Here is an 18854-nt window from a genome sequence, read left to right on the forward strand (position 1 = left end):
GCTGACCCCGGGTTCAGGCCGGACTCAGCGCCGCCGGCACCGTGTCCGACAGGTCCTTCAGACTGCCCTGCCGTATCAGCGCCTCCCAATGCCCGGGCCGCTCCGGCCGGCCGTAGAGATAGCCCTGCAGGCCCTGCACGCCCAGCGCCTGCAGGAACAGCAGCTGCGGCACGGTCTCGACCCCCTCGGCCACCACCTGCAGCCGCAGGCTGTGGGCCAGCGACACCACCGAGCGCACGACCCGCTCGCGCCGCGCGTCGCCGGGCAGGCTGCGCAGAAAGCTGCGGTCGATCTTCAAGACATCGATAGGCAGGTCCACCAGCTTGGCCAGCGAGGAATAGCCGGTGCCGAAGTCATCGATGGCGATGCGAAAACCGGCCTCGTGCAGGCGCTGCAGCTGCTGCAGCGCCTGGGTCGGCTGGCGCGCCAGCGCCGACTCGGTGACCTCCAGCTCCAGCTGCGCCGGCGGCACGCCGTGGCGGGCCAGGCCGGCCTGCAGGATGGCGAACAACTCATCCCGCTCCAGATCGCGGGCCGAGAGATTGATCGCCAGGTGGCAGCGCTCCACCGGCAGGCCCTGGGTCCGCCACTGCGCCAGCTGGGCACAGGCCGCGTCGATCACCCAGTCGCTGATGCCGCCCACCAAGCCGCAGGCCTCGGCCACCGGAATGAAGTCCACCGGCGAGACCGCGCCCAACACCGGGCTGGTCCAGCGCACCAGGGCCTCAAAGCCCAGCAACTGGCCATCGGGGCGCAGCTTGGGCTGGTAGAGCAGGTGCAGCTGCTGGCCGGCCAGCGCCTGCGGCAGCTCGGCCTCGATGGCCATGCTGCGCGCCACCGCCCGCGCGGTGGCGGCGTTCAGCAGCACCAGGCCGTCATGGGTCTCGCGCCAGCGCGGGTCCTGCCCCATGTCCAGCGCCAGCTCGGCGCAGCGCAGCAGCTCGGCACCGTCGGCGCCGGGCTGGCGCGCCAGCAGATCGGCGCTGGTCACCAGGCCGAAGGCCAGCTCCAGCGCGACGCTCTGCTGCGCCGCCTGGCCATGCTGGGGCAGCCGTGCACGCAGACCGGCCACCAGCGCCAGCACTGCGGCCTCGTCGAGCGAATCGGCCGCCAGCGGCAGCAGCAGCGCGATCACCGAGCCGCGCACCCGCGCCGCCCCGGCCCCGGCCGGCAGCACGGCCCGCAGCTGGCGCACGAAATGCCGCAGCAGCTCGTCGCCCGCGGCGACGCCGTAGCGCGCATTGAGCTGGCGCAGATTGCACAGGCGCAGCGTCAGCAGCGCCAGCGGCGGCGCGGCGCCCGTACAGCAGGCCTGAAGCCTGCGGATGCAGTGGGCGCGGTTGGGCAGGCCGGTCAGCGGGTCGTGCCAGGTGGCCCAGGCCTCGCGTCGCACCGAGCCGCGCAGCTGGGCCTCGGTGCGACGCATGCCGTCCACCAGGCGGAACACCGCCAGCGGCAGGCACAGATTGAAGAACATGAACAGCGCCGCATGCACATAGAACAGCGAGCCCGGCAGCCGCACCTGCTGCTGCGGCAGCTGCGGCGCCTGGAAGCCGCTGACCGCCAACAGGAAGAACAGGCTGTTGAACAGCATCAGCGCCAGCCCGAGCCGCCAGCTCAGCAGCAGGCCCGCCACCATCGGCGTCATATAACTGACCACATAGCCCAGGCGCGAGAGCTCGGGCTGGCTGCCGGTGGAGACGGTGATGCCCAGCCCGGCCATATAGATGGCCGCCAGCAGCAGCAGCACCCCGCCCCGGCTGCGCTGGCGCGCGCGGCCGATCGATGCGCCCAGCAGGCCCAGCACCAGCAGCACGATCACCACCGCCCAGGGCTTGCCCAGGCGCAGCGCCAGCACCGCGCTGTGCATCCCGACCCCGGCGCCCAGCACCGCGCAGGCCAGCAGCATCACGCGCAGCGCGCTGAGCTGCACATCGGCCGGGCCGCCGTGGCCGGGCGCCGGCTCGGCCATCACCCAGGCGCGCAGGCGCCCTGCCAACAACAGGATCCAGGAGCTCGCAGCGGTCATAGGGTGCATCGGGGACACCACGACCAGGCCTTGTCAAGACCTGGCCCCTCGCGCGGCCCTCCCGATCAATTCGGTATGTGTTCTGTTGCTGACAACGGTGTCATTGACGCCAATATATCAAGACCCGACCCTCGACGGCACCCCGCGCTCGGGGGCTGTGGTCTCAGGGCAGCGCCGCGAGGAAAGCGCTGGGCCGGGTGGCCGGCACCATCAGGCTCAGGCGCTGGCGGGCCCGGGTCACCGCCACGTAGAAGAGATTGCGCTCGTCGGCCAGCTCGGCGCGGGCCTGCGGAAACACGCCCTGCTCCAGATAGGGCAGCAGCACATGCTCGAACTCCAGGCCCTTGACATGGGCGGCGCTGGCCAGCGTGATGGCCGGCAGCGCCAGCTTGTTGGAGCGCACCTTGCCCGCCGCATGGTCGGCCAGGCGTCGGGCATTGGCCTCGTCCAGCGCCTGCAGCCGGCGGAAGAACTCGAGCACCGAGTCCTGCTGCCGCGCCGCCGCCAGCAGGCCCTGCATATGGCGCTGCACCTCGTCGCGGCGCTGCTGCTCGACGAAGACCGCGCGGGCAAAGGCCGGCATGTCCAGCGCGGCCAGAAAGGCTTCGAAACCCGCCCCCTGGCGCACGCTGGCCAGCGCCAGCTCCAGGCGGCGGCGCACCTGCGCCGGCGAACGCGCCATCACATGGCCGCTGAACAGGCTCGCTATCACCTGCTCGCTCTCGGCCGCGTGACCGGCGGCCTCGCGCACAAAGGCATCGGCCGATTCGTGGTCGGGGTCGTCCTCGTCGACGATCTTGGCCTGTGTCATCTCGAACAGCGCCGCCGGAATCAGCGCTCGCGTCGCGGCGCCGCCCAGCGTGTCGAGCCGGCCGCTGGCGATCGCGTAGACGCTGCGCACGAACAGCACCTCGGGGCGCTGCAGATAGCTGCCGAAGCCCATGAAGCGGTGGGTGATGCCGTGGGCATGCAGCGCGTTCTCGATCAGCACCGATTGCGACTCGTGGCGCAGCAGCACCGCGCAGCTGGCGTACACCGCCTCGCGGCGCTGCTCGCGGCGCCAGCGCTGCAGCGCGGCCACCAGCACCTCCTCGCAACTGGGCTGGTCGGACTCGCCGGGGCCGCCATAGCTCAGGGTCTGCAGCTCGGTGCTGCGCTCGGCGGCCGCGCGCACCGGCTTGCCGGTGTGCCGGCTCATCCAGCCGGCCACGCTGGCGCCGTAACGGAAGCTCTGGCTCAGCGGCAGGCGCTGCACGCTGCGGCCGGTCTCCTGGTCCAGGGCCTGGCCCATGAAGCGGGCATCGGCACCGCTGTGCTGGTGGATGACCTGGTGGCGGTCGCCGACGGCGCAGAACAGCGGCGCCGGCTCGCGCCTGAGCAAGGCCTTCAGGATCGTGAACATGGCCTCGTTGCAGTCATGCATCTCGTCGACGAAGAGCTCGTCGAAATCGCCCAGCGGCAGCGCCGCCGTGTCGGGATCGAGCAGCAGCCGGGCCAGGTCGTAGCTGGCGTCCAGCGGGCCGCGGAACAAGGGATGGTCCTCGCCGGCCGGCCAGCGCAGCGCCTCGTAGCTGCGCAGCATGCGCAGCAGGCCATAGTCCAGGCCCAGCTCGTCGGCGGCGTAGTCGGGGCTGTCGCCGCTGTCGGCCGGGTGCAGCTCCAGCAAGAGCCGGCCCTTGATGCCCTCGATGCGGCGCAGGAACTGGCCGACATAGGCATCGCTGCCATAGGTGGGGGGGTTGAGCTCCTCGGGGTAGCGCTCGGCCGGGTTTTCGGCGGCGTCGGCGACGGCCTGCCAGACATGGGGCTTGAGCTGCTCGGGCCGGCTCAGCGACTGCACCGGCCGGCGCGCATCGCGGCCCTCCAGCCGCTTCAGCACGGCCGTGGCATAGGCATCGCAGCTCTCGATGCGCAGCGCGGCCAGCGGCTCGGGCGCCACACCGATCAGGCGCAGGGTCTGGCGCAGCGCCAGCACCGCCGTGGGCGTGAAGGTCAGCGCCAGCATGGCGCGCGGGTCGGTGCCCAGCGCCAGCGACTCGGCGATGCGCAGCGCCAGCGTGCTGGTCTTGGCCGCACCGGCGGCCGCCTCGATCAGCAGGGTCGGCTGGGCCGAGGTCTGGATGCGCAGCTGCTCCTCGGTCGGCGCGAAGGCCTGGGTGACAAAGCGGGCGGTTTTTGGGAGGCTCAAGCGGGCGACCTGTTCAGCACTTCGGGATTCAGCGCGGTCGGCGGCGTGCCGCCGCTGAGCGCCGCGATCAGATTGTCGACGGCCAGATGGCTCATCGCACGCCGGGTCGGGATCGAGGCGCTGGCGATATGCGGGGTCAGCACCACATTGCGCGCGGCCAGCAGGCCGGCGTGCACCTGGGGCTCGCCCTCGAACACATCCAGGCCGGCGGCCGCGATGGTGCCGGCCGCCAGCGCGCGCGCCAGCGCGGCATCGTCGACCACACCGCCGCGGGCGATATTGGTCAGCGTCGCGCTCGGCTTCATCAGCGCCAGCTCGCGCTCGCCGACCATATGGTGGGCCGCCGGGCTGTAGGGCACGACGATGAGCAGATGGTCGGCGCGCCGCAGCAGCTCGTCCTTCTCGACCCATTGCGCGCCCAGCGGCGCGGCGATCTCGGGGGCCAGCTGCGAGCGGTTGTGATAGATCACCGGCATGCCGAAGCCCAGATGGCCGCGCCGTGCGATCGCCTGGCCGATGCGGCCCATGCCCAGGATGGCCAACGTCGCGCCATGCACATCGCTGCCGGCGAACATGTCATAGCTCCATTTGCGCCACTCGCCGCGGCGCAGGAAATGCTCGCTCTCGGTGATGCGGCGGGCCGTGGCCATCATCAGCGCGAAGCCGAAGTCGGCCGTGGTCTCGGTCAGCACATCGGGCGCATTGCTGACCAGCACGCCGCGTGCGCTGCAGGCCGGCACATCGATATTGTTGTAGCCCACCGCCATCGTGCAGACCGCGCGCAGACCCGGGCAGGCGTCCAGCAGCCGCGCGTCGATCTTCTCGGAGCCGGTGATGTAGACGCCGCTCATGCCCTGCAGGCGCTCGATCAGTTGGTCCTGCGACCAGACCTCGTCGGCCTCGTTGCTCTCGACCTCGAAATGCGCGCGCAGCCGCTCGACGACGTCATCGAAGGTCTTGCGCGCCACCAGCACCTTGGGCTTGTCAGTCATCGTCTTGTCTCCTGTGGATAGGCCCGCGTCAACGGAACCAGATGAAGGTCATCAGCACGAACAGCGGGATCAGCACCGCGCCGGACCAGGCCATATAGCCGAAGAAGCTGGGCATCTTGATGCCGCGATCCTCGGCAATCGCCTTGACCATGAAGTTGGGGGCGTTGCCGATATAGCTGTTGGCACCCATGAAGACCGAGCCGGCCGAGATCGCGGCCAGGGTCGGTGCCAGCGTCGTCATCAGGACCTGCGGGTCGCCGCCGGCCAGGTTGAAGAACACCAGATAGGTGGGCGCATTGTCGAGGAAGGACGACAGCACCCCGCTGAACCAGAAATAGGCCCAGGGCAGCGGCTGGCCGTCGGGGCCGGTCACCGCCCGCGCCACGGCCGCGAACGCGCCCTGCTCGCCGGCCTTCAGCATCGCCAGCACCGGAATCATCGTCAGGAAGATGCCGATGAAGAGCTTGGCCACCTCCTGCATCGGGGCCCAGGAGAACTGGTTCTTCTCGCGCAAGGCCCGGGGCGTGATCGCCAGCGACCAGGCCGTCACGGCCAGCAGGCCCACATCGCGCAGCAGGGCCTGCAGCTCCAGCTCGGTGCCGAGGATGTCGAAGGCGATGCCGGGCTTCCACAAGCCGCTCATCAGCACCAGCGCGACGACGAGCGCCAGCGGCAGGAAGTTGATGCCACCCTCGATGCCGAAGCCGGGGGTGTCCGGGGTCGGGTCTTGCTTGGTCACGCCTTCACGGCGGTACCAGTAGCTGTCGATCAGATAGAAGATCAGCAGCAGCGCGGCGATCAGCGACAGGGTCTCGGGGAAGATGTGGCGGGCGGTCCAGAAGAAGTCCACCCCCTTCAGAAAGCCCAGGAACAGCGGCGGATCGCCCAGCGGCGTCAGCGAGCCGCCGGCATTGCTGACGATGAAGATGAAGAACACCAGCACATGGGCGACATGGCGGCGGTTGTCATTGGCCCGTATCAGCGGCCGCACCATCAGCATCGAGGCGCCGGTCGTGCCCATCACGCTGGCCAACGCCGCACCGATCAGCATCAGCCCAACATTCAGGCCCGGGCTGCCGTGCAGATTGCCGCGCACAAAGATGCCGCCGGCGGTGGTGAACAGCGCACACAGCAGAATGATGAAGGGCAGGTACTCGGCCACCAGGGTGTGCGCCAGCACGCCGGCCGTGGCGCCCAGGCCCTGGCTCAAGGCAAAGGGCACCAGAAAGGCCAGCGCCCAGGCGGCGGCGATCTTGCCGTAGTGGTGGTGCCAGATCTTGGGCAGGGCCAGCGGCATGATGGCGATCGACAGCAGCATGCCGGCGAAGGGGATGCCCCACAGCGCACCGAAGGCACGGCCATCAAGATCGGCCGCCTGGGCCAGCGGGGTCAGCAGGGCCAGGCCCAGTGCAGCAAGCAGTCTCATGCGTCTCAGTCTTCGATGAAGCGGGTGAAGCCGGCCACCGGCTCGCGCTCGGTGATCAGGCTGTTCTCGGTGGCGGCCGGGTCGGCATGGCCCAGCGACATGCCGCAGACCAGCATCTGGGTCGGCTTGAGCTGCAGCTCCTCGGCGATGACGCGGTGGAACTGCGTGAAAGCCGCCTGCGGGCAGGTGTGCAGGCCGCGCCCGCGCGCGGCGATCATGATGTTCTGCAGAAACATGCCGTAGTCCAGCCAGCTGCCCTGCTGCATCACCCGGTCTATCGTGAACATCAAGGCCACCGGCGCGTCGAAGAAGCTGTAGTTGCGGCCATGCTGCTCATGCATGCGGACCTTGTCGCCCTTGGCGATGTTCAAGAGGCCGTACAGATCCCAGCCGACCTTGCGGCGCCGGTCGATATAGGGCGAGGCCCATTCGCGCGGATAGTAGGCGTACTCCTCGCTGTGGGTGGCCAGCTCTTCCGGGTCGTCATAGACGGCCAGGATGCGCTCGGACAGGCGCTGCCGGGCCGCGCCGGTCAGCACATGGACCTGCCAGGGCTGGGTGTTGGTGCCCGACGGTGCCCGGGAGGCCACCCGCAGGATGTCCTCGATGACCTCGCGCGGCACCGGGGTCGGCAGGAAGGCGCGCATCGAATGGCGGCTCTCGATGGCCGCATCGACCGCAGCGGCGGCCTCGGGCGAGGGTTTGTCAAACAGACTCATGGGCTCAGTCCTTGCAGGGCTTGAAGGTAGGGGGCCGGCAGCTCGGCCACCGGGCGACGTGTCTCGCGGTCCACATAGACATGGACGAAATGGCCGCGCGCCGCGCAGAGCTCGGCGCCCTCGGCGAACAGGCCGATCTCGTAGCGCACGCTGGATCGGCCGCGCTGGCTCACGCGCAGGCCGGCGTCGACCGCCTGCGGAAAGGCCAGCGAGTCGAAGAAATTGCAGTGGGTCTCGACCACCAGGCCGATCACCGCACCGCCATGGATGTCCAGCGCGCCGGCGGCGATCAGGTACTGGTTGACGGCCGTGTCGAACAGGCTGTAGTAGACGACGTTGTTCAGATGGCCGTAGATGTCGTTGTCCATCCAGCGGGTGCCCAGACGGACGAACTGGGCATAGGCCTGGCGGCCCTCGGCCTTAAGTCGGTTCTCGCTCATGGCCCGCATTCTTTCATCTGCCGGCGCGCCACTGCGCCCAGCTGTGCGCCGCCTCGCTCAGGGTATTCACCTGCACGGCCACCGTGGTGTTCAGGTCATGGCCATAACCGCCGGCCATGCTCAGCGCCACCGGAATGCCGCGCTCGCGCAGCTGCTGCAGCACCCGACGGTCGCGCTCGCGCAGGCCGGCCTCGCTCAGCTTGAGCCGGCCCAGGCGGTCGCCCTCGTGCGGATCGGCGCCGGCCAGATAGAAGGCCAGCTGTGGCGCGCAGCGGCGCCAGACCTGGTCCAGGGCCTGGTCCAGCGCGGCCAGATAGGGCTCGTCGCTGCAGCCATCGGGCAGCTCGACATCCAGATCGCTGGCCTCCTTGCGGAACGGGAAATTCTTGGCCCCGTGCATCGAGAAGGTGAATACCGACTCGTCGTCGCGAAAGATCGCCGCCGTGCCATTGCCCTGGTGCACATCGAGATCGATCACCAGCACGCGCAGCAGCCGGCGATGGCTGCCATGCCACTCGGCCTGCATCAGCCGCGCGGCGATGGCCACATCATTGAACACGCAGTAGCCACTGCCCTTGTCGGCATAGGCATGGTGGGTGCCGCCGGCCAGATTGGCCGCCACGCCCTCGGCCAGTGCGGCACGCGCGGCCATGATGGTGGCGCCCACCGAGCGGCGCGAGCGCTCGGCCATCGTGGGCGACCAGGGAAAGCCGATCTCGCGCTGCTGGGCGGCCGAGAGCCGGCCCAGCAGTACCGCGTCCCGGTAGTCGGGCGTGTGGACCAGGGCCAGCTCGCCCTCGGTGGCAGCCTCGGCGGGGATCAGCCGCAGCGGGCCCGGATCGCGCTCCAGCCGCTCGCGCAGCATCCGGTACTTGGACTGCGGGAAGCGGTGGCCCGGCGGCAGGGCCAGGCTGTGGGCGTCGGAATGAAAGGCTTGCATCGGCAGCGACGATAGCGGTTTTGGCCTCACCGCGTCGCCCGGGCGTCACGCTGCGGTCATGCGCCGGCCCGATGCTGTGCCGGACAGCGGATTTAGGAATAGCCCTCTACTTTGCTGCACCGCAGCAAATAACGCTTGCAATCATCCGCCGCCGCCCTATACTTCGTTTCATGTTGCGGTGCAGCAAAAGTACACGGCAACACCGGATGCAAGTTCGTATCCACCTGACATCAACCCGTCTTTAGGAGCCAATCCATGCTGACCGCAGAACAAGTTTTCGCCGCCCACAAAGCCAATGTCGAGACCCTGTTCGGTCTCACCAACAAGGCCTTCGAAGGCGTTGAGAAGTTGGTGGAACTGAATTTGCAAGTCGCCAAGACCGCGCTGGGCGAAGCCGCCGAGACCACCACCGCCGCGCTGTCGGTCAAGGACGCTCAGGAGCTGCTGGCCCTGCAATCCACGCTGCTGCAGCCCAGCGCCGAGAAGGCCGCTTCCTACAGCCGTCATCTGTATGACATCGCTGCCGCCACCAATGCCGAAGTCGCCAAGGTGGCCGAAGCCCAGCTGGCCGATGTGCAGAAGAAGTTCGCCGCCGTCGTCGACAGCGCCGCCAAGAACGCCCCCGCCGGCACCGAGAGCGCCGTCGCTCTGGTGAAGTCGGCCGTGGCCGCCGCCAGCAATGCTTTCGAGTCGGTCCAGAAGGCCGCCAAGCAAGCCGCTGACGTCGCCGAAGCCAACTTCCAGACCGTCACCAACTCGGCGGTCAAGGCCACGCAAACGGCGGCCCGCAGCGCCAAGCGCGCCTCCTGATTTCTTCAGTTGTCTCCTCGGCACCCATCGCAAGCGCGGCTTGCCAAGTGCCCTTCAAACCCGGTGTCCGCACCGGGTTTTTTTACGTCCGGAGTGGCTTCCCCTCAGTCCGGCGTGATGCCCAGCCCCTCCAACTGGTCGGCCACCAGCTCCAGGCGCAGCAGCGGGTTCTCCAGCTGCATCAGGCGCTGCTTCTCGTCGGCCGGCAGCGGCAGCAGCTCACACCAGCGATTGGCCAGCCAGCCGCAGTCGTTCCATAGATAGGGCGGCTGGATCGGCAGCTCGGCCGCCGCCGCGCCCAGCTCCAGCCGGTGCAGCAGGCCCTGCAGCAGGCGCGCCGCCGGCCTCAGGTCGGCCGGCACCGGCACCGCGCCGTCCTCATCGATCAGCTCGGCCTCACCCATCCACAAGCCATGCGGCAGGCACTCGCTGCTGTGCAGCCTGAAGCGCTGGCCGCCGCGGCACAGGATCTGCATCAGCCCGGGCTGCGGACGCTCGAACAGGCCGATATGGGCCAGCGTGCCAATCTCCTGGAAGCGTTCGCGCACAAAACCGCCGTCGTCCGACCCGCTGGCGCGCTGGCGCACCTCGGCCCCGTCGATCAGCGCCACGACGCCGAAGGGCTCGCCTCGCTCATGGCAGCGCTTGACCATGTCCAGATAGCGCGGCTCGAAGATGCGCAGGCCCAGCCGTCCGTCCGGGAACAGCAGGGACTGCAGGGGAAACAGCGGAATTTGCATGGTGGCGCGAGCATAGCCGGCCGGGCAGACCCGCGTGCGGCGCCACCCATTCCTGGGACAAGAGAGCGGCCAAGGCCGGCGCGAGCTGACGCATCATCGAAGGCGTCGACAGGGGAGAACAAGAAACAACCGTTCCCAGGTCCACCATGTGCCCGTCTTTGCTCGCCGCTCGCCGGCTTGGCCCGCGTCTCTCGGCGCTGTTGTTGTCGCTGCTGTGCGGCGCCGCGCTGGGCGCCGACCCGCTGATCGCCGTCGAGGACGACTGGCCGCCCTATGCCTCCCAGGGGCCGGACGGCGAACCACAGGGCTTCGCGGTCCGGCTGGTGCAGGCCGCGTTCGCGACCCAGGGTATCGCGGTGCGCCTGCAGGCCGTGCCCTTCGCGCGTTGCATGCGTTACGCCAGCGACGGCCGGGCCGCCGGCTGCTTCAACGCCACCATCACCACCGAGAACCGCTCGCTCTACCACTGGCACGAGCCGGCGATGTTCGAGGAGGAGCTGGCCATCTTCGCCCGCGCCGATGCGCCGGACACCGAGCTGGGTCTGGCCGATCTGCGCGGCGCCAGCGTCGGCTACACCCATGGCTACACCTACCCGACCGAGTTCATGCGCGACCCCTTGATCAAGCGCCAGACCGCCACCTCGGACCAGCTGCTGCTGCGAATGCTGCTCAGCAAACGGGTCGACTACATCCTGCTCAACACCATGCCCGGCCTGCTGCGCATCCGCGCCAGCCCGGAGTTCGACGGCAAGGTCAAGCGGGTCGGCCGCCTCTCGCTGGACGGCTTCTGGATCGCCTTCTCGAAAACCCATCCGCAGGGCGAGCAGCTGGCGCGGCAGTTCGGCCAGGGCCTGCAGGCGCTGCGCCGCAACGGCAGCTACCAGCGCATGCAGGCCGAATTCAGGCGCGAACTGGGCTTGCGCTGAGTCGGGTGGCTCAGCGGGTCTTGGACTCGATGCGCTGGCGCAGCTGCGGCAGCAGGGCCTGCGCCGCCTCGCGCCCGACCTGGATGGCGCGCCGGCGCGCGGTGAAGTCGGCGCTGCCAATGCCCAAGAGCCGGGGCTGCAGCACCAGGTCGGCCTCGCGCAGCTCGTAGCTGTTGATGCTGCGGCTCATGATGGCAAAGGTCTGCAGCAGCATGCGCATCGCATCGCCCAGCGGCTTGTCCTCGGGCGGCGAGCTGATGTCCACCGCGATCACCAGGTCCGCCCCCATCTGGCGCGCGTAGCGCACCGGCACCGGCGCCACCAGCCCCCCGTCCACATACTCGCGCCCGGCGATCTTGACCGGCTGGAACAGCGCCGGCACCGCGCTGGAAGCGCGCACCGCCGTGCCGGTATCGCCGCTGCGAAACAGCACGCCCGAGCCGTCGGCCAGATCGGTGGCGACGATGCCCAAGGGCATCGCCATCTGCTCGATCGTCCGGTTGCCGGTCTTCTCGCGCATGAAGCGCGCCAGCGCCTCGCCACGTATCAGGCCACGGCCGGGAAAGGCCCAGTCGGTGATCGCGCCCTCGTCCATCGCCTCGGCCAGCGCGGCCATCTGCTTGCCATTCATGCCCGAGGCGTAGAGCGCGGCCACCAGCGAGCCGGCCGAGGTGCCGGCCACCAGATCCACCTTGATGCCGGCCTCCTCCAGCACCTGGATCACCCCGATATGGGCAAAGCCGCGCGCCGCACCGCCGCCCAGGGCCAGACCGATGCGAGGAGGCTTGGGGGGCGGCTTGGGGCCGGGCGGGGTCGAGTCGATCGGCGCGGGGGCTGGGGGCGGGGATGCCTGGAAGCTCGAGCAGCCGGCCAGGGCCAGGGCGGACAGCAGCAGGCTGCGGCGATGAAAGGAAGACATGGCGCGATTCTAGGGATCACAATGGCCACACCCTGTCCACCGGAGACGGTCATGGCCCTGACCCACGCCAAGCACGGTCAACTGATCGACCTCAAGCCGCTGGCCGATGAGCGCACCGACAGCCCCAGCACCAGCCTGATCAAGACCGCGCAGCTGCAGCTGATGCATGTGGTGCTGCACGCCGGCCAGCAGCTGCCCGAGCACAAGGTGGCCGGCGAGATCAGCATCCAGTGCCTGGCCGGGCGGGTGCAGCTGCGCACGCCGGGCATCACGACGCCGCTGACGGCCGGCCAGCTGATCGTGCTGAGTGCCGGCGAGCCCCACGCGCTGGTGGCCGAGCAGGACTGCTGCCTGCTGGTCACGCTGGTGCTCAAACACTGACTAGAAGCTGAAACCGTCCGGGTAGCGGTGCCAGCCGTCGAAGTCCGGTTTGCCCAGCGGCACGCCGGCCTGGCGCAGCAGCGCATAGGCCATGCCCAGATGGAAGAAGAAGTTCGGCAGCGCATAGAGCTGCAGGAACTCCGCCGACTCCAGCTCCAGCCAGGCCTCGCCGGCCTGGGTCCGCAGGCGCCGACCGGCCGCGGCGCGCAGCGCCGCCGCATCCAGACTCTCGACAAAAGCCAGCGCGCGCGCCAGACGCGCCTGCAGCTCGGCCAAGCTTGCCGCATCGCCCTGCCCCAGCGCCGGCATCTCGACCTCGGCCAGCGGCGCGCAGGCACGCTGGGCGAAACCGGCCGCCGTGTGGATCTGCTGGGCCAGCGTGAACATGCCGGGTGCCAGCCGGGTCTGCAGCAGCGCGGCCTCGCTGCCGCCAGCGGCATCGAGCTGCGCAGCCGCCTTGTCCAGCCAGGCCTGCGCGCGGCGCAGATAGCGGGCCAACACCGGCACCGAGGCGGCGTAGAGATCAGGAGACGAGCACATGGGACAGAGTGTAGGACGGCCAGGCCCAAGGCTCGGCCACAATGACGGCCATCGCAACCACGTCTTGCCGGCATGTCGCAACGCCCCGCCCTTCATCGTCTGGCCCTCACCGCCCTGGGCTGGACGCTGGCCCATGCCGCTTGGGGTCAGGCCTTGCCGGCCGACGCGCTGGCCAAGCGCTGCTGGCTGTCTCACACGGCCGAGCGCACCGCCGTCGATCTGCGCGAGCCGATGGCCGTGCGCTTTGGCAATCTGCGTGATGGCTATGTGCTGCGTTCGCCCTTCTGGGTCGATTTCGGCATCCGCGGCATGGGCGTGATCCCGGCCGGCAACAAGAACGAACGTGCCGGCCACCATCATCTGTTGATCAACACGCCGCTGCCGCGCGACCATCAGGCCGCCATCCCCTTCTCCGACACGCACAAGCACTTCGGCAAGGGCCAGACCGGCGCCGAAGTCAGCCTGCCGGCGGGCAAACACCGGCTGCGCCTGCTGTTCGCCGACCATGAGCACCGGCCCTACTTCGTCTACAGCCGCGAGATCACGGTGGAGGTCAGCGGCGCCCGCACGGCCGCGCCGCTGAGCATAGACCCGAACCGTTTCGAGGAGACCTGCGCCGCCTGGTATCAGGACCAGGTCAGCGCACCGCGCCCGAGCACGCCGGCGGTCTACATCAGGAACCTGCGCGACCAGGAGCCGGTCGCCAGCCCCTTCATGCTGAGCCTGGGCGTGATCGGGCACGGCGTTGCGCCGGCCGGACAGAAGATCGCCAACACCGGCCATTTCGCGCTGACCGTGCTGCGCGGCGGCAGCGCGGTGCAGCGCCTGGCGCTGGGCGACGGCCGCACCGAAACCACGCTGGACCTGCCCAAGGGCGACTACGAGATCGAGGCGCGCTTTCTGGACGCCGAGGGCCAGGTCTTGCTGAAGGCCGCGCCGCTGCGCGTCACGGTGAGTCGTCAGGAGCGCTGAGCCGGCGAACTCAGGCCAGCACGGCCTCCAGGTCCACCGCGTCGATCTGCTCCGGGTGCATGAAGCGCCGGGCATAGTCCAGATAGACGCCCGAACGCAGGAACAGCTCGAACAGCTCGGCATCGATATGCTGTTCGCGCCGCATCCTGGCCATGATGTCCAGCGCCTGCGACAGGCTCTTGCCCTTTTTGTAGGGTCGGTCGTCGGCGGTCAGCGCCTCGAACACATCGGCGATCGCCATCATGCGGGCCTCGGTGCTCATCTGCTCGCGCCGCAGCCCGCGCGGGTAGCCGCTGCCGTCCATCTTCTCGTGATGGCCGCCGGCGATCTCGGGTACGCGCCGCAGATGGCGCGGGAAGGGCAAGGCCTCCAGCATGCGGATGCTCTGCACGATGTGGTCGTTGATCTTGTAGCGCTCCTCCTCGGTCAGCGTGCCGCGCGAGATGCTGAGGTTGTGGAGCTCGCCGCGGTTGTACAGATGCTCGGGCTGCCTGAGCTTGAAGCCCCAGCGGTTCACCTCGGGCATTTGCTCGGCGGCCGGCCGGGGCAGCACATGCTCGGGCTTGTCGGCCAGCAGCCGCTCCTGCACCGGCAGCGCGGCGGCCGGCGTGGCGGACTGGCGCAGCCGCTCGCCGGTGGAGACGCCCAGCCGGTCGTCCAGCGTGCGCCACCAGCTGCGTGTACCGATCTCGCGCAGCCGGGCCTGCTTGTCGGGCGACAGGTACTCGCCGCCCTCGTTGCAGGCCGCGACAAAGGCGAACTCGGCATCGAGCAGGGTGTGTATCGGGGCCAGGTCTTGCCGCACACGGGCCAGTTGCTCGGGCGTCAGCGCGCGTTCGCACAGCGCGATCTGGGCATCGCGCTTGAGCACCTCGAAGCGGGTACGGATCTCGTGGATGCGGTCGTGCAGGGTCTCCAGCTTGGTGGCCTTGTCGACGACGAACTCCGGCGTCGTGACCTTGCCGCAGTCATGCAGCCAGGCGGCGATATGCAGGGCCTCCCACTGTTCCTCGTCAAGCCTGAAGTCGGCGAAAGGGCCGTCGCTGGCCTCGCAGGCGGCCCGCGCCAGCATCTTGGTCAGCTCGGGCACGCGCTGGCAATGCGCGCCGGTGTAGGGGCTCTTGGCATCGATGGCGCCCGCCACCAGCTGGATGAAGCTCTCCAGCAGCTCCTTGCGGGCACGCAGCAGCTGCTGGTTGTCCAGCGCCGCAGCGGCCGTACCCGACAGCGCCTCGATGAAGGCCACCCGCGACGGCGACAGCGTGTCGCGGTCCTCGCCCGGCACAAAGCTCAGCGACAGCGCACCGACGGTCTCGCCCTGCCGGTTCTTCAGCGGCAGGGCCATCAGCCGAAAGCGCGAGCTGTTCAGGCGCTGGAACAGGCCCGCATAGACCTGCGCATGGGCCGGGTTGTCCCAGCTGATGTCGACAAACACCGTGCGACCCTGCCGCACCGCCTGCACGGCGGCCGAGGGGCTGGCGGCGTCGTCGAGCGACCACGGCAGCAGCGCCGCGCTGTCACCGGGCGCATCGAACACCCGCGCGGCGGCCGGCTCCAGGCGCAGACCGTCGGCACTCAGCAGGTGCACCGCGCCGCCGGTGGCTTCGGCCACCGAAATGGTCTCGGTCAGGATGCGCTCGAGCAGGCGATCGAAATTGCGCTCGGCCGACAGCGCGCTGGAGATTTCCAGGAAGCGCCGCAGCGCCTGCTTCATGCCCGTCATCGCGATGGACAGCCGGTCGACCTCGCGGATGCGGCTGCGCGCCGGATCGGGGCCGCTGAAATCGAAGCGCCGGATCGCCTCGGCCTCGCCGGCCAACTGCTCCAGCGGCTTGGCCACCAGATTGGCGGACCAGTGCACCAGGGGCAGCATCAGCAGCACGATGCCGGCGGTGATCAGCACCGACAGGCGCCGGGCCTGGATCGCGTCGGCCTGCAGCTCATCGCGCGGCGCGGCGATCAACAGGGTCAGCGGCGCGCCGGCACCGTGGTCCAGCGCCTCGACGCGGGTCACCCATTCGCGCCCGTCCAACTCCAGCAGGCCGCCGGCCGGCGCGCCACCGGCATGCAGGCGCTGCCACAAGGCCGTCAGCACCGGCACACCCAGCTGCTCGACCTGCAGCAGCTTGGGCGAGCCGTCCTGGGGCCGCACGCTGAGCCGCTCCGGCCGCGGGTAGGCCAGCACCGCACCCTGGGCGTCGAGCACCATCAGCTCGGCCGACGGCGTGATCTGCTGACGCGCCAGCATCGCCGACAGCGAAGCCAGGCTGACATCGACACCGGCCACCGGCCGCATGCCGGCACCTGAGCCGCCGGCGCTGGCCAGCGTCAGGCCGACCTCGCGGGTCGTGAAGAACAGATAGGGCAGCGTCTGCAGCACGGCGCGGTCCGGGTTCTGCGCTTGCGCAAACCAGGGCCGGCGGCGCGGGTCGAAGTCATAGTCGGCCTGCTCGCGCCGCTCCAGCAGGGCCAGTCCGGCGTCGTAGAAGAGATAGGCGCCCTGGACGGCGGCGCCGTCGCGGTTGACCGACTGCAGCACGAAGGCGGCCTGCGCCGGCGCACGCAGCAGCGCGCGCAGCTCCGCGCTGGCGATGCGGCGCAGCAGCACGAAAGAGCCATTGGGGGTGCCGCCGTAGACGGCGGACAGCGAGGGGTTCTGCTGCAGCGCCGCCGCCAGCAGCGGCAGCTGGGCCAGGCGGCCCGCGTGGTCGGGCGCCGTCAGCAGGCCGCTGCGGGCCAGCAGGGCCGCCGTGGTGCGGGCGGGCCGCAGCTCGCCTTCGATGACGGCCAGCGTCTCGCGGCCGACCCGCGCCGAGGTGTCGGCCGCAAAGGCCAGCATGCGCTGTTCGCTGGCGCGCAGCTGATAGCTGGCCAGGGCCGCGTAGAGCAGCAGCACCATGCCGATCATGATGATCGACAGGGTCAGATAGATCGAGCGCGGCTGCGGGGACAAAAGCTTCATGAACTCCTCCTGCGCCCGATCAGGCCGAAGCCACCCGCAGCGGTCAAGCTGCTAACTCTTGCAGGCCGCGGCCTGCGCGCCACAAGCCTCGCGGCCTACTTCTTTTTCTTGCTGCGATCGGGCACCACGGTCGTGATGCTGGGCATCACCGCGCCGGCCGAGATCGGCTTGGGCGGCGAGCTGTCCTTCTTCGGCTTCTTGCTTTCCTTATTGCTCTTTTGCTGACCTTTGGCCATGGGGCGCTCCTTGTTCTGTGAGGGATGGGTTCAGTGTACGGACCTGCTTCAGTACGCGCCCATATAGTCCTTCTTGCCGACCTCGACCCCGTTGTGGCGCAGGATGTCGTAGGCCGTCGTGACATGGAAGAAGAACTGCGGCAGGCCGTAGTGCAGCAGATAGTGCTGGCCCGTGAAGCGGCGCTCCTTGGGCGTGCCCGGGCGCAGCACGATCTCGCGGCCGGCCGCCTCGGCGAACTGACCCGGCGACACGCCGCCGATGAAGTCCAGGGTCTTGGCAATGCGGGCCTGCAGCTCGGCAAAGCTCTGCTCGCTGGCCTCGTAGCTGGGCACCTCGACGCCGGCCAGGCGCGCGCAGACACCGGCCGCGAAGTCACAGGCGATCTGCACCTGCCGGGTCAGCGCGAACATATCGGGGAACAGCCGAGCCTGCAGCAGGGCCGCCGGCTCGATAGCGCGGGTCGCAGCATGGGCCTCGGCCTTGGCTAGCACATCGGCCAGTCCGCCCAGCATTTGTTTGAAGACGGGGGCGGAAGCTTCGTAGATCAGGGCGGACATGGCGTGGACTCACTCAATGACAAAGTCGCGATCATAGGAGGCTCTGCGAGGCAGCCCTCTAAACTGTGGCCATGTCATTGCCTCTGCAGCTCGCCCCCATCATCAAGGAAATCGGCCGCGGGGCGCGCGGCGCACGCGACCTCGACGAGGCCCAGGCCGAGGCGCTGTTCGGCGCCATCCTCGATGGCCAGGTGCCCGAGATGGAGCTCGGCGCCATCCTGATCGCGATGCGCATCAAGGGCGAAAGCCAGGCCGAGCTGGCCGGCTTTGTGCGGGCGATGCAGGCGCGCACCGCCCGCGTCGAGGTGCCGGCCGGGCCGCGCTGCGTGCTGCTGCCGACCTTCAACGGCGCGCGCAAGCAGGCCAATCTGATGCCCTTGGTGGCCCTGCTGCTGGCGCGCGAGGGCGTGCCGGTGCTGATCTTCGGCCGGCATGACTTCGACAGCCGCGAGAGCCCGTTCGCGCTGCTGGACGCGCTGGGCCTGCCACGGGCTGGCAGCCTCGCCGAGGCCAACACCCAACTGAGCGAGCGCCGCCTGGCCTGCCTGCCGCTGGCCGCGCTGAACCCCGGGCTCGATGCCTTGATGGCGCTGCGCCCGCGCCTGGGCCTGCGCAACAGCGGCCACAGCGTGGCCAAGCTGCTGGATGCCGCGCCGGGCCGCAGCGTGCGGGTCATCGCGGTGACCCACCCCGAGTATCTGGACAGCATGGGCCAGGCCCTGCTGCCGCTGAGCCTTGGGGATGGCCGGGCCCTGCTGATGCGGGCCAGCGAAGGCGAGGCCTATGCCCATCTGCGCCGGCGCGCCCAGCTCTACGGCTTTGCCGAGGGCCGACGCTTCGATCTGCATCCGGCCGACACCGCGGACATCGACTGGCCCTTGTCGCCCGACTGCGAGGCGGCCGCCAATGCCGCACGGGTCCAGGCCATGCTGGACGGCCGCGCGCCGCTGCCGCCGCGCATTGCCGAGCAGGTGCAGGCCCTGACCCGGCTTTCCACATCCGCTCATATGCTTATTCACGAATAAGCAATCTACGAATTTGTAGTTCCTATATATATAAAGCTTCCATACAGTCCG

18 protein-coding genes are annotated in these 18854 nt (G+C 69.4%); 5 read left to right on the forward strand and 13 right to left on the reverse strand.

Features of this window, described 5'->3' with window-relative positions:
* Window positions 1–13: 13 nt before the first annotated feature.
* The 7 genes from O5M90_RS09085 to O5M90_RS09115 all read right to left on the reverse strand — a co-directional run bounded on the left by O5M90_RS09085 (window position 14) and on the right by O5M90_RS09115 (window position 8734).
* The gene (locus O5M90_RS09085; RefSeq protein WP_269838812.1) at window positions 14–2029 is read right to left on the reverse strand and encodes a putative bifunctional diguanylate cyclase/phosphodiesterase; all 2016 of its coding nucleotides are present in this window, start codon (window positions 2027–2029) and stop codon (window positions 14–16) included.
* Between the two features lie 163 nt (window positions 2030–2192).
* The gene (locus O5M90_RS09090; RefSeq protein ID WP_440401980.1) at window positions 2193–4217 is read right to left on the reverse strand and encodes a 3'-5' exonuclease; all 2025 of its coding nucleotides are present in this window, start codon (window positions 4215–4217) and stop codon (window positions 2193–2195) included.
* The gene (locus tag O5M90_RS09095) at window positions 4214–5209 is read right to left on the reverse strand and encodes a 2-hydroxyacid dehydrogenase (protein ID WP_269838810.1); all 996 of its coding nucleotides are present in this window, start codon (window positions 5207–5209) and stop codon (window positions 4214–4216) included. The genes O5M90_RS09090 and O5M90_RS09095 overlap by 4 nt, the downstream gene beginning before the upstream one ends.
* 28 nt (window positions 5210–5237) lie before the next feature.
* Window positions 5238–6635 (reverse strand): sodium:proton antiporter, encoded by a 1398-nt coding sequence (locus tag O5M90_RS09100; protein WP_269838809.1) that lies wholly within the window; start codon window positions 6633–6635, stop codon window positions 5238–5240.
* A 5-nt stretch (window positions 6636–6640) separates the two neighbouring features.
* Entirely contained in the window at window positions 6641–7354 is a 714-nt protein-coding gene (locus O5M90_RS09105; protein ID WP_137944518.1) for a nitroreductase, read from the reverse strand.
* On the reverse strand, window positions 7351–7803 hold the full coding sequence (locus tag O5M90_RS09110; protein WP_137944517.1) for an acyl-CoA thioesterase: 453 nt from the start codon (window positions 7801–7803) through the stop codon (window positions 7351–7353). The genes O5M90_RS09105 and O5M90_RS09110 overlap by 4 nt, the downstream gene beginning before the upstream one ends.
* Before the next feature lie 4 nt (window positions 7804–7807).
* Window positions 7808–8734 (reverse strand): histone deacetylase family protein, encoded by a 927-nt coding sequence (locus O5M90_RS09115; protein ID WP_269838808.1) that lies wholly within the window; start codon window positions 8732–8734, stop codon window positions 7808–7810.
* A 255-nt stretch (window positions 8735–8989) separates the two neighbouring features.
* On the opposite strand from O5M90_RS09115, the gene O5M90_RS09120 reads away from it, so the two are divergent.
* Window positions 8990–9544 (forward strand): phasin family protein, encoded by a 555-nt coding sequence (locus O5M90_RS09120; protein ID WP_137944515.1) that lies wholly within the window; start codon window positions 8990–8992, stop codon window positions 9542–9544.
* 104 nt (window positions 9545–9648) lie between these two features.
* On the opposite strand, the gene O5M90_RS09125 is transcribed toward O5M90_RS09120, so the two are convergent.
* The gene (locus O5M90_RS09125; RefSeq protein ID WP_137944514.1) at window positions 9649–10284 is read right to left on the reverse strand and encodes an LON peptidase substrate-binding domain-containing protein; all 636 of its coding nucleotides are present in this window, start codon (window positions 10282–10284) and stop codon (window positions 9649–9651) included.
* A gap of 146 nt (window positions 10285–10430) precedes the next feature.
* Here O5M90_RS09125 and O5M90_RS09130 point away from each other — a divergent pair, with 146 nt between their 5' ends.
* The gene (locus O5M90_RS09130; protein WP_440401981.1) at window positions 10431–11210 is read left to right on the forward strand and encodes a substrate-binding periplasmic protein; all 780 of its coding nucleotides are present in this window, start codon (window positions 10431–10433) and stop codon (window positions 11208–11210) included.
* 10 nt (window positions 11211–11220) lie between these two features.
* On the opposite strand, the gene O5M90_RS09135 is transcribed toward O5M90_RS09130, so the two are convergent.
* On the reverse strand, window positions 11221–12129 hold the full coding sequence (locus O5M90_RS09135; protein WP_269838806.1) for a patatin-like phospholipase family protein: 909 nt from the start codon (window positions 12127–12129) through the stop codon (window positions 11221–11223).
* Between the two features lie 51 nt (window positions 12130–12180).
* Here O5M90_RS09135 and O5M90_RS09140 point away from each other — a divergent pair, with 51 nt between their 5' ends.
* A complete protein-coding gene (locus tag O5M90_RS09140; protein ID WP_137940925.1) occupies window positions 12181–12510 on the forward strand; it encodes a cupin domain-containing protein in 330 nt (109 codons plus the stop codon).
* Here O5M90_RS09140 and O5M90_RS09145 read toward each other — a convergent pair whose 3' ends face one another.
* Window positions 12511–13050 (reverse strand): DUF1993 family protein, encoded by a 540-nt coding sequence (locus O5M90_RS09145; RefSeq protein ID WP_171018093.1) that lies wholly within the window; start codon window positions 13048–13050, stop codon window positions 12511–12513.
* Between the two features lie 72 nt (window positions 13051–13122).
* On the opposite strand from O5M90_RS09145, the gene O5M90_RS09150 reads away from it, so the two are divergent.
* The gene (locus O5M90_RS09150) at window positions 13123–14022 is read left to right on the forward strand and encodes a DUF4399 domain-containing protein (RefSeq protein WP_269838805.1); all 900 of its coding nucleotides are present in this window, start codon (window positions 13123–13125) and stop codon (window positions 14020–14022) included.
* Between the two features lie 10 nt (window positions 14023–14032).
* Here the strand turns inward: O5M90_RS09150 and O5M90_RS09155 are convergent, their stop codons facing one another.
* The 3 genes from O5M90_RS09155 to O5M90_RS09165 all read right to left on the reverse strand — a co-directional run bounded on the left by O5M90_RS09155 (window position 14033) and on the right by O5M90_RS09165 (window position 17778).
* Entirely contained in the window at window positions 14033–16984 is a 2952-nt protein-coding gene (locus O5M90_RS09155; protein ID WP_269838804.1) for an HD domain-containing phosphohydrolase, read from the reverse strand.
* Window positions 16985–17079: 95 nt separating this feature from the next.
* The gene (locus O5M90_RS09160; RefSeq protein WP_171018094.1) at window positions 17080–17220 is read right to left on the reverse strand and encodes a hypothetical protein; all 141 of its coding nucleotides are present in this window, start codon (window positions 17218–17220) and stop codon (window positions 17080–17082) included.
* A 48-nt stretch (window positions 17221–17268) separates the two neighbouring features.
* On the reverse strand, window positions 17269–17778 hold the full coding sequence (locus tag O5M90_RS09165) for a DUF1993 domain-containing protein (RefSeq protein WP_269838803.1): 510 nt from the start codon (window positions 17776–17778) through the stop codon (window positions 17269–17271).
* A 71-nt stretch (window positions 17779–17849) separates the two neighbouring features.
* On the opposite strand from O5M90_RS09165, the gene ybiB reads away from it, so the two are divergent.
* Window positions 17850–18803: a DNA-binding protein YbiB gene (ybiB, locus tag O5M90_RS09170; RefSeq protein ID WP_269838802.1), complete on the forward strand. Its 954-nt coding sequence runs from the start codon at window positions 17850–17852 to the stop codon at window positions 18801–18803.
* Window positions 18804–18854: the final 51 nt, after the last annotated feature.

This window comes from Paucibacter sp. M5-1, assembly GCF_027498415.2.
In the GTDB taxonomy this organism is placed as follows: Bacteria; Pseudomonadota; Gammaproteobacteria; order Burkholderiales; family Burkholderiaceae_C; genus Roseateles_E.

What these genes read in the sequence shown, in the direction of transcription:
- O5M90_RS09085 (WP_269838812.1), bottom strand. Translation starts at nt 2,029, where the DNA reads ATGACCGCTGCGAGCTCCTGGATCCTGTTGTTGGCAGGGCGCCTGCGC.
- O5M90_RS09095 (WP_269838810.1), bottom strand. Translation starts at nt 5,209, where the DNA reads ATGACTGACAAGCCCAAGGTGCTGGTGGCGCGCAAGACCTTCGATGAC.
- O5M90_RS09100 (WP_269838809.1), bottom strand. Translation starts at nt 6,635, where the DNA reads ATGAGACTGCTTGCTGCACTGGGCCTGGCCCTGCTGACCCCGCTGGCC.
- O5M90_RS09105 (WP_137944518.1), bottom strand. Translation starts at nt 7,354, where the DNA reads ATGAGTCTGTTTGACAAACCCTCGCCCGAGGCCGCCGCTGCGGTCGAT.
- O5M90_RS09110 (WP_137944517.1), bottom strand. Translation starts at nt 7,803, where the DNA reads ATGCGGGCCATGAGCGAGAACCGACTTAAGGCCGAGGGCCGCCAGGCC.
- O5M90_RS09115 (WP_269838808.1), bottom strand. Translation starts at nt 8,734, where the DNA reads ATGCAAGCCTTTCATTCCGACGCCCACAGCCTGGCCCTGCCGCCGGGC.
- O5M90_RS09120 (WP_137944515.1), top strand. Translation starts at nt 8,990, where the DNA reads ATGCTGACCGCAGAACAAGTTTTCGCCGCCCACAAAGCCAATGTCGAG.
- O5M90_RS09125 (WP_137944514.1), bottom strand. Translation starts at nt 10,284, where the DNA reads ATGCAAATTCCGCTGTTTCCCCTGCAGTCCCTGCTGTTCCCGGACGGA.
- O5M90_RS09130 (WP_440401981.1), top strand. Translation starts at nt 10,431, where the DNA reads ATGTGCCCGTCTTTGCTCGCCGCTCGCCGGCTTGGCCCGCGTCTCTCG.
- O5M90_RS09135 (WP_269838806.1), bottom strand. Translation starts at nt 12,129, where the DNA reads ATGTCTTCCTTTCATCGCCGCAGCCTGCTGCTGTCCGCCCTGGCCCTG.
- O5M90_RS09140 (WP_137940925.1), top strand. Translation starts at nt 12,181, where the DNA reads ATGGCCCTGACCCACGCCAAGCACGGTCAACTGATCGACCTCAAGCCG.
- O5M90_RS09145 (WP_171018093.1), bottom strand. Translation starts at nt 13,050, where the DNA reads ATGTGCTCGTCTCCTGATCTCTACGCCGCCTCGGTGCCGGTGTTGGCC.
- O5M90_RS09150 (WP_269838805.1), top strand. Translation starts at nt 13,123, where the DNA reads ATGTCGCAACGCCCCGCCCTTCATCGTCTGGCCCTCACCGCCCTGGGC.
- O5M90_RS09155 (WP_269838804.1), bottom strand. Translation starts at nt 16,984, where the DNA reads ATGAAGCTTTTGTCCCCGCAGCCGCGCTCGATCTATCTGACCCTGTCG.
- O5M90_RS09160 (WP_171018094.1), bottom strand. Translation starts at nt 17,220, where the DNA reads ATGGCCAAAGGTCAGCAAAAGAGCAATAAGGAAAGCAAGAAGCCGAAG.
- O5M90_RS09165 (WP_269838803.1), bottom strand. Translation starts at nt 17,778, where the DNA reads ATGTCCGCCCTGATCTACGAAGCTTCCGCCCCCGTCTTCAAACAAATG.
- ybiB (WP_269838802.1), top strand. Translation starts at nt 17,850, where the DNA reads ATGTCATTGCCTCTGCAGCTCGCCCCCATCATCAAGGAAATCGGCCGC.